Annotated in this window: 5 protein-coding genes and 2 pseudogenes; 3 read left to right on the plus strand and 4 right to left on the minus strand. The window is 35.5% G+C overall.

Going from position 1 to position 10,358, the window contains the following annotated elements; genetic code table 11:
- Both ACFIJS_RS08255 and ACFIJS_RS08260 read left to right on the plus strand, forming a co-directional pair.
- Positions 1–482 (plus strand): HNH/ENDO VII family nuclease (locus ACFIJS_RS08255; protein WP_375651099.1); only part of this gene is annotated, 482 nt, incomplete at its 5' end.
- Between the two features lie 65 nt (positions 483–547).
- Positions 548–1,120 (plus strand): SMI1/KNR4 family protein, encoded by a 573-nt coding sequence (locus ACFIJS_RS08260; protein WP_375651101.1) that lies wholly within the window; start codon positions 548–550, stop codon positions 1,118–1,120.
- A 1,257-nt stretch (positions 1,121–2,377) separates the two neighbouring features.
- Here the strand turns inward: ACFIJS_RS08260 and ACFIJS_RS08265 are convergent.
- From ACFIJS_RS08265 to ACFIJS_RS08280, 4 genes and pseudogenes are all read right to left on the minus strand, one after another.
- A complete protein-coding gene (locus tag ACFIJS_RS08265) occupies positions 2,378–7,348 on the minus strand; it encodes a DEAD/DEAH box helicase (RefSeq protein ID WP_375651102.1) in 4,971 nt (1,656 codons plus the stop codon).
- 636 nt (positions 7,349–7,984) lie between these two features.
- A pseudogene (locus ACFIJS_RS08270) lies at positions 7,985–8,359 on the minus strand (DUF3987 domain-containing protein); the annotation flags it as partial.
- A 483-nt stretch (positions 8,360–8,842) separates the two neighbouring features.
- A complete protein-coding gene (locus ACFIJS_RS08275; RefSeq protein WP_375651103.1) occupies positions 8,843–9,298 on the minus strand; it encodes a hypothetical protein in 456 nt (151 codons plus the stop codon).
- Between the two features lie 70 nt (positions 9,299–9,368).
- The gene (locus ACFIJS_RS08280; protein WP_375651105.1) at positions 9,369–9,674 is read right to left on the minus strand and encodes a hypothetical protein; all 306 of its coding nucleotides are present in this window, start codon (positions 9,672–9,674) and stop codon (positions 9,369–9,371) included.
- Between the two features lie 154 nt (positions 9,675–9,828).
- Here ACFIJS_RS08280 and ACFIJS_RS08285 point away from each other — a divergent pair.
- A pseudogene (locus ACFIJS_RS08285) lies at positions 9,829–10,096 on the plus strand (recombinase family protein); the annotation flags it as partial.
- Between the last annotated feature and the right edge of the window lie 262 nt (positions 10,097–10,358).

A 10,358-nucleotide genomic window follows, 5' to 3' on the forward strand; every position in this document is an offset into this window, starting at 1 on the left:
AAGAAAAAAAGAAGTGGTTAAAAAAGAAACCCACTAAATTTACCGATAGCAAATTTGGACAGACTAACAAAGCCTATGAGAGAAACGACCTGTTTGATCCTAATAAAAGGGTTAAATGGACTGAAAAACAGGAAACGATATGGGGCACCAATGTTGAGAGAATGGCAGCAGGAAGAGCACCCATAGGATTTGATGGAAGGTCTGTTGAGTTGCATCACCTAAAGCAAACGCCTGAGGGGCCCATAGCAGAAATGAGCAAGGAATCTCATAATAAATATAGTTCTGTGATTCATGCTAATCCAAAAACACATCAATCGCTTATAGAGAGAGAAAAGTTTGGTAAGTGGAGAGAGGAATATTGGAAGGAACGTGCTAAAGGGTATAGAGAACAAAAAAACAGTAATTTAGGAGGACTAATTGATATGAAATGGGGTATCATAGGTCTAAATTTTGACAGATGGGGACAGGAGCATCGGCAGTAGTGATCTACCGGTTGGTGAAAAGAGAAAGACAGCAGCTTATAGAATAATTTATGGAGAAATAATCGATGAAAACCTATACCTTAGATGATGTTGTAGAATTAGTTGATAAATATAATGGTGATATTATCAATTTTGGTACTGAAGATGATGCAGTTGGTGATCTTGTTATTGAAAAGGCGGAGAAAGCACTCGGTTTACAATTCACATCATCTTACAAGAGTTTTTTAGAACATTGTAAAGGCGGGGATATTGGTGGTGATGAAATCTATAGTCTTTATGAGAATCCTATAGGTGTTCCTTTTGGTGATATTGTTTTCCAAAACTTAAATTATTATAGAAAAAATGGTTTTGTGACACCAGAACAGCTTGCCGTTAGCAGAACAGATTTTGGTGAAACCTTTTACTTTGATTATACGCAGTTTCGGGATGGTGAATGCCCACTCTATGTTATGCTTCCATCTGAAGATTGCGAATATTACGCAAGTAATTTTTATGAATTCCTTTGTAAAAGAATTAAAGAAAGCGTGGGAGTTGAGATACCTGATGGTGACCAACCGATTGAAAAGACTGAGAACACTCCCACTCCGCAACCTATCCCTTTTTACAAGCGTTTTTGGAAAAAACTATGGAAGAGGTGAAATTGATAGGGGAAATATGAAGCGTTTATAATACAGACCTTACAACTGTTTAGGGGGGTGATATTGTTTACCCAAACTGAAATGATAGAAAACAAGGCTTAGCAAAACCAGAACAGCTCGTTGTGAGTAGAACAGATTTTGGTGAAACCTTTTACTTTGATTATACGCAGTTTCGGGATGGTGAATGCCCACTCTATTTTGAGGTAATATCTGGAGATCCCCTTTATTACGCAAGTAACTTCTATGAATTCCTCTGTAAAAGAATTAAAGAGTATGCAGGGGAAGATTTATGAAAACCTATACCTTAGATGATGTTATACAACTAGTTGATAAATAGGATAATTGCGATTTATTGCTTATTATGAAAACATCTAAATGGAAATTTGTAATTATAGAGATGAGCAAAATCCCTTTTAATAGACCGTGTCAGTCTTGTCAGTGTTGTCAGTTCTTTTTAGAGCCTATATTATTTTTTTAAATGAGAGAAAATTAAAAACATTATATTTCAATAGGTTAATGTTTTTAAGACATAATTCATATCAATTGTACAATCTTTAAAGATAACCAATGATGTGAATTGATTAAAACTTGTCAGTTATGTGTCAGTAAATTGAATTGATAAACTAGATTATTTTAGTGAGTAATTAAAATGTGCTTTATGAAAAGCATATGATCTTTTAAAGCCTTCAAAAGACAGTTTATAATCATAAGAAATGTTATCAAGACTATTATGGTTATGAGTTTTGAAGGGGTTTTGAGTTTTGACGGTTGCTGCTATTATGTAAAAAACGATAAAAATTAAAAACGTTATATTTCAATATATTAATATTTTACAGATCTTTTAAAAACAACCTATATTGATAATACAACCTCTAAATTCAATCAATAATATACGTTTTGTAGGGGTTTTGACAATTTTTATACCTTCAAAATCTATAAGCAAAATGAATATATATAACTCTGTTTAAACAAAGCTTTTTAAAACAATAAAGCTATCATTTTAGATTGCGATATAATCTTTTAAAGGCAATGTAAAAGAAGCGTATTCACTTTAAGATAGGGTTTCTTAAAAGTTTTAAAGCAATCCAAATAAGAGTGTTTAAAAGTGCAAATGATTTCTTTTTAGAATAACGCATATAAACTATTATTTAAAAGATTGTATGTAAGCAATTTATAAAGGGGGTATAGAACCTATAGGTTATAAGACCTTATACCCCTTTGTGAGGTTAACATGCCTATCATCTGAGCATGCCAAATCTATTCAGTTTCTCTTATTTCTAATTTTGGTAAGTTCTTAATAATTTTCATTGTTTCTAAACTTACAGTAATAACCCTTTGAAACAACTCTAGAGGGTAGGCAGGGTTGCCAACGGTTTCAACAGCATAGCGATTGGCATCATTCACAATACCACTCTTTTTATCAGTCTTTACACATTGACGCTCCATAACCCATTCAAGAGCGGGTCTACCATTGACGATATACTCATAAGCTTCAAAAGGGATATCTGTCATGATGATATTGCTATTATAAATAACAGTTGATTTATCTTTCTCTTTACCTGCTTTTGCGAATTTCATTTCTGTGACGTAGTAAAATTCTTTAGGGTTCGTGATCTCTGTAAATTTTGGATTACCCTTTTTAAAGGTCACTGGATAAGGCTCTACATTCTCATAATTCACGTGCAAATGCCCTAGTTCACGTCCAGCATTAACAAACTTCCAAAAATCTTCAGCGCTTTTTACACAAGGGATGCGAGGCAACTCTTTAGAGAGGTTATCAGCATAACGGGCACGATAATCTTCTGAGTGAAGTAGACCGTATACGTAATAAAAGATATCTTCTTTTATTATAGTCTCATTAGGATAAGCAGCTTTAAAATGCGCTAGTCCCTCATCCGTAATGGCATCACTCCTCTGTAAATCAGCTGTTTTGCTGTCTTCTGTAGAATCCATAAATAAATGAGTTTGTTTCTTGTTTCTATCTTTTGAGACCGTAGTGTCTTCGTAAATATAGCGTGGAAAGCATTGTCCATTTTCTATCACCTGAACATCGGGCAGAGCCGTAGTCATAAGCACAGAAAAGCCTCCCATTGCTCCTATACCTGTAACTTGAATCACTTTATTTCCAATCATTTCCCTTATCGGAAATATACGCGGCATTTGATAGACTCTATGGTTAAAAATACGACTATAGTAAAGCCATTGCTTCGTAAAAGGACGATATAGGCTTTGAATAAGACATTTATCTTCAAATTCAAAAACCTTTCCTCTTACAAACTCTTCTTTCAGACTACTACTCCAACAAATTTTTGTAGCATCAACACTAACAAAATCGTTTACAGCATTTGCACGTAACTTACGGTCAGCATGCGGATAGACATTATTAAAACGTTCCACTTCGCTATTATAGAAAGCAATCATATAACTCATGTTTTTTGCTAAAATTTCACGATTTGAGTTATATGCCCAAGCATCACGATTAGTTTGTATACCACACGAAAAAGTTTCAAAAAGCTTTTTCTTATTCTTACCTTTCTTAACACCTATGGCTAAAAATGCTTTAAAATTGTCATCCCGTTGATTTATCCAATCACCGTGCTTATCTGGTATAATGATTTGCCAACCTTGTTTACTCCGTGTAATACCATCAATGCTTCTAAGGGATTCAATCATTGTAAGCTTTTCTTGCCTCGTGAGATAGTCTCCAATATCACGAAAATATATCTTACCACGCTGTTGTGTATTTGGATTTTTTACGAGAACGGAAATCGCTATAGGGGCTCGAGATCCAGAACCAAAAATTTTACCACCTTCTTTTCGAGAAAGTTCTCCAGAAGTTCGTTGATTACCCCGTAAATGGAAAATATAAAGGCTGCTAAATTCCTCAACGAGGCACTTTCGTAGACTGTCCGTAGAACTTCCATTAATAAAACCGGCATTTGTGACAAATCCGATTACCCCAGCATTATCAATACGGTCACTAGCCCAGCGAATGGCACGAATATAGCTATCATAAATTGCTTGCATATTGGTTGCTTTTGAATGAGCAGCATAAGTTTCACTAATACGTTTATCTAAAATCGGATAGGGTGTGTTTTTTGCATTATCATTTTCGTTTTTTTGCTTTGTTGAATAAGGAGGATTGCCGAAGATAACTTCAACATTCAGTTTCTTTTGAAGTTCTAAATATTCACTGTTTTCTTTTAGTATACCTTCCATAAGGTCTTTTTCTTTAAGCATCTGAAACGTATCAGCCAGACCAATATGCTTGAAAGGAATGTAATCACCTTTCATCAAACCATGATAGGTTGCTTCAATGTTAATGGCTGCTATGTAATAAGCCAGTAAAACAATCTCATTGGAATGGATATCATGACGGAATTTATATTCCATATCCTCTGGTTTGATGAGATTTGATTGTAAAAGCCGTGTGATAAAGGTACCAGTACCTGTAAAAGGGTCAAGAATAGAAACACCCCGTGACCCCAAGCTTTTTCCAAACTCATTGCGTAAGACATCATCAACAGAATGAATGATAAAATCGACAACTTCAACGGGGGTATAAACAATCCCAAGCCTATCCGTTGTCTTCTTAAATGCCTTGGCAAAAAAATCTTCGTAAAGCTTGATAATAAGATTTTGTCTTGCCTGTGGTTCGGTAATGCCAGAGGCACGGAACTTTACGCTGTCATAAAACTCTTGTAATTCTTTGGATTCTTCCTCGATATTGGTTTTATCGAGTTCTGTTAAGATTTTTTCCATTGCTTGCGAAATGGCATTGTTTTGCACAAATTCATTGCCTTCAAACAAGGCTTCAAACACGGGACGCGTTACAAGATGTTGCGCTAACATCTCAATGGCTTCTTCTTGTTTTATCTCACTGTTTAAGTTGTTTTTTAATTCCTTATAAAACGCATCAAAGGCATGATAAGCTTCGCTTGTCTGATCAGAAAGCATAGTTTCAAGGCGTGTGATATGGTTTTGTGCAATCTCAGCAACATTGCCAGCCCAAATGCCCCAATAATCACTCATAGTAGATTTTTTAACAATCAGTGTTTTGAGAGCATTGGGAAACTCAACAAAAAAGGGTAATCTTCCTGTTACGCTATGACTGTGTTGCGGTTCATGAGCTTGTGTCCCAATACAAAGTCCGGATTTTTCTGATTTTTCGTGGAGCGGGATTTCGTCAATAACCGTGGTGACATTCTCTAATTCGGTCTTTTTAGAAACTGTAACAATGTCGATGATAGAGCTTACGTCTTGCCCTAAGACCATCTGGTTAAGGGTTTTACTAAAATTCTCATCATGGGCAAGCAAAGCATTGAGAACTTGCCAGACAACACTGTATCTCTTATTGTTTTTTAATGCCTCTTCTGGTGAAACACCAGCAGGAACACCAACCGGCAAAATGATATAGCCCATCTTTTTGCCTTTTGCACGACGCATCACACGTCCTACCGCTTGTATCACATCCACTTGGCTTTTACGCGGGTGTAAAAACATAACCGCATCAAGGGAAGGAACATCAACACCTTCTGAAAGGCAGCGTACATTGGTTAATATACGGCAGACATTCTCACCCGCATCTTCTTTCAACCAATCAAGTTTTATCGTACGGTTTTTGGCACCAGATTTTCCATTAATATGATCTGCTTGACAGTTAAGAAGAGGAATATTTTTATGGTTTTCATGAAGATTACGTAAATCTTTCTTAACTTCTTCATCGTTGAATGTTCTACATATGCGTTCAGAAGTATTAATATCTCTACAAAAAGCCAAAGCCCGATGCATGGGTCTTGTATCATCCCCAAGATCAATTTTCAGATCCATTTTGGTAAGCGCTTGATAACAACCCATGATCTTTGTTCTATCATCAAGAATAAGTTCATAATTCTCATCTGTCATCAGATGCTGGATAGATTTACTCACTTCTCCTTCATCAACACCTAAAACGATAATCTTGTAAGGCGTTAAAAGTCCATTTTTTACAGCATGGGAGAAACTATAAGAATAAAGGATTTTGCCATAAAGCTCTTCATCATCCATAGAAGCCAGAACAGCATCAATCTCATTAGCTTGTTTTTTGGCATTATCACTAAAGATACGAGGTGTTGCTGTCATATACAGACGTTTCTTGCCCCGAATAAGGCTATTATTATGAACCTTGATAAACTCAGATTCACTCTTGTCTGTTCCTAACACAGCTCCAGTGGTACGGTGTGCTTCATCACAAATGATCAGATCAAATTCGGGTAAAGCATATTTCTTTTGCGCATCCGAAATCACTTGGATCGAATGGTAGGTAGCAAAGACCACTGTCATTGTATCAGGAGAAGTCTTATTGGCTTTTTCTCCAAGCTTTTGAGAATCTGTTGTTGCTGGTAGAGCGAGATCCGAGACATCGAGTTCGGCAGCATCATCTTGGGCTTTGCGACGCTTGCCAACTTGTGTATCAGAACACACCGCAAAGGAACGCAAGGGTATTGCTGTATCTGCTGTCCATTCTCTTATTGTTTGTGACATTAAAGAAAGAGAGGGGACAAGAAATAAAACACATTTACCTTGACCAGCAAGAGCTTCTGCTATCTTCAGACTGGTAAAGGTCTTTCCCGTTCCACACGCCATAATCAGCTTGCCACGGTCTGCTGTTTGTAAACCGTCACAAACAGCTTTAAGCGCTTCTTGTTGATGATCTAAAAGCTTTTTCGGTTCTTTTTTCTTAAGAGTAGCTTCCCCTTTGCTTTCAAAGGTTGACCAATCTATTTGACTGTTTTCCAGATCAAAAAGATTAATCCGTTGAATGCGGATTCCTTGTCCTTCACAGGTGAGATCGGCATTGTTACTCCAATTACCTTCGGTGCTATCAACCAGAATACGGCGTGTGAAGATCTTTTTTCCCGAGGCAGCAATAAAGCTATCAATATCTTCTTTCTTGATCTGATGATTTGCACTATAAAACTTACATTGAATAGCGGCATATCCTTCTTCATCACGAATTTTAGCAACCAGATCAATGCCGATATCACGCCCATCTTCCCCATGCTCTTTTGCCCATTCACAATAGGTTTGAACCTTTTCATATTCTTGGCATTGAAGCGGGTCTTGCGTCAAATAAGCAATCACAAACTTTTCAAAAGAAGTTCCTCTATCGCGCGCACTTTCTGTATGATCACGGTAGGATTGTAACAGAGAGCGTAATGTCAGTGGTTTGGTATGAGATTGAAGCATTTATAATAAAACCCCACCGCTTTATAAGCGTTGATCTATCAGTGTCAAAAAAACTCTAAATAGAGTTTGCTAGATCTATTAAAAACAAATAGCAATAATAAAATAAGAAAAGGGTGTTCAAGACCCACAACCTGCTTAAAAAGAAATTTCATAAATGCTGTTTATCCACAGCCTATGACATGAGGTCAGATCAGCAAAATAGTGAATTTTGCTGTTTATTTCACGAGTTAATCAAGACAAATGCACTATGTGCTTTTAAAATATCATAATGATTATTCTGATAGGTTTTATGAGTCACTAAAATAATCTAGTTTGTCAGTTCAATTTACAAACACAAACTGACAAATATATATTATGGATTGTATTTAAGGTTGTATTGTTAAAACTATAACATATTGAAATATAATGGTTTTAATTTTCTCTCATTAAAAAAATAATATAGGAGCTAAAATGAACTGACAAGACTGACAAAACTCTTCTGTTCAGATCATTATCTTTGGAGAAAAGTTCTTTGATGAGAATGCCATTAAAAAGAGTTTTGCCTATTTGAGTAGAAAGTTTTAAAAAGACGTTTCTTTATTGTTTTATGCTGTTGTTTTTGACGAAAGGATGCCATTCATAATAGGCACGAGGTGTCTACTTGTCTGATGTGTTATCAACTTTTTCGAAGGTGATTTGAACGGCATAAAAGCTCTAAAGCTTGCTTCACAGTTTCCTTGTTTTTTAAAGAACGCCAACACCGTCTATAGATATCCCTTGCTGTAAAACATCGGGTAAATGATCACAGCGTTCAACAATTAATTTTGCATGCTCTGCTGTTAATGTATCTCCCGCCGCGTAAAGACGTTTTGCATGGCGTATCAAATATTTTTCCCAATACAAGGCTCTCTCAAGGGCATCTCTATTGATTTCGAAGCGCCCCTCTTCGGTCAATTCAAAAATCAATGCAAGGGTTGGTATGGTTTTATCCATTTTCAAAAGATACGATTGTAAGCTTTCTGAGAAATGACCTCTTTCTGATATGTTAAAAGCCCATAGTGCATTTGTCTTAATTACCAAATTAAACGATAGGCAAAATGGTTTTTTATTAAAGGAAAAAGCAAAAAAGAAATAACACTAACCATTTCAGATTTTCATAATGAAAGAAAACTTTTTAGTTTTTCTATTCGTGATGAAAATATATTTCAAACAATAATGAATATATTTTCAATTAATTTAAGTGATTCACAATTACATTTCGAATACAAATTTGGCATATACAAAGATGACTTTAGACTTAGCTAAATATTGCTATGAAGAATGCAAACAGCACTAAGAAAATGAGAAATGAAGATTTTTTTGATTGAACGAAGAAAGAAACCAGCAGGGATATCTCATTTGACAGTTTTTCCCTTCAAAAAAGCTATATAAACGAGAGATTTTCATTTAATCATTACATTTAAAGATGTGTGAATAAATTAATGTAAAAAGCTTTGTTATGAGTATTTTATTGAGTTAGAAATCTATACCAATAGCTTTGGCTTGCATCTTTTCGTAAAGCTTGCGCATAACCACCATATTTTCTTTACGCACATCAATAATTGATTTTTCAATTGACGTTAAACGAGATTTATCTAAGTTTCCTAACCGTGCATAATGGGATGCTATTGCTTGACGTGCTTCATCGTAAGGTAATCCGCCTTTACGATTTTTGGGTAAACTATAAACTTCATTTACCGTCTTATATTGCGCAGGATTATTAACAAGGATTACGTGCTTTTTAATAACATCTATTTCCGTTAATGCTGTTTTAAGACTACTAATCATAGCCTTACTATTGGCATATCTCAGCAAATCGTTTTCTACAAGACTACGTTCCGTACCAAGAAGTGATGATAAATCACCACTTTTTCCAATGTTACGAAGATAACTACACAAATCATTCCGCACACCATGTTGTTTTTTGGTCATTAATGCTTCATCAAGACTTTTTACATAGTTATTTTAGCGAACAAAAATACGTTCTAACTCTTCAAATTCATTAGAAATGATGACCTCCTATGATAACATCTTTATCTAACCAATCGGGACCATATTCTTTATCAGCATCTTTAGTAGAAAATCCCATATCACGAATAAATTGCGCTCCATGTTGCTTTTTAAGAAACAAAAGTGTATGTGCTGGAGGTTCAGTCATTGCCAACCATTCCCACTCTGCTTTGCTATCGTTAGCACGGTCAGCCGCTTCTGATTCAGCAGTATAAATACAGTTTTGATCTAAACCGCCTGCTCGTAACTCCTCACGTTCAGCATCCGTCATATAACTTTTGGGTAATTTCTTTTCCATAGGAAATTCCTTTCTGTAATCTGTCTTGAAATATTCATTTTGTTGTTGAAATGAAAATAAGATATCTGTTTTTAGCTTTGAACATTTTGATTGGTATCAAAGAAAATTATCATTTTTTCTGATACTAATATATACATTTAATTGACGGTCTTTATTGAAAGTATCAAAATTTTACGCATATTTACGAGTTTCTCCTGATGGACAAGATACAGAAAATCAAAAACTTGGATTGTTAGAATATGCTAACAAAATGGTTTTGCTTCACTCCATATTGAAGAGAAGCTATAAATAGAAGGGAAGCTTGGTGCTTTAATCGAAAGAACAGAGCAGTGGAATTGTTATTGATGCTTAAGTTTTCTCATATAGCGGATTTTTCTTTTAATGTTTTAGAAATTCTTAAATTTGATAGTGAGCGTAATTTATAAGATACGCCAATTTATTTAGAGATAAGCTAGGCAGCCTATCATCATGAGCAGCAGGGCAACGGGCAAGTTCATAACGTCCATGCTAAACCCCGCGCAAGGCACGTGTGATACCCTGCGCATTCTTAAAAGAACAACATCATTTTAAATTCTATAACGTTGCGTCACAGGACGGATTGTGCACTCTCTAGGGTGATAAGCTTGAGAAAGCCTTGTCCGTCCTTACGTGACAAGTTTTTTTATGCTGCGTCGTTACAACGTT

The organism is Bartonella sp. OT172YNZD (assembly GCF_042193725.1).
Lineage (GTDB): Bacteria > Pseudomonadota > Alphaproteobacteria > Rhizobiales > Rhizobiaceae > Bartonella > Bartonella grahamii_A.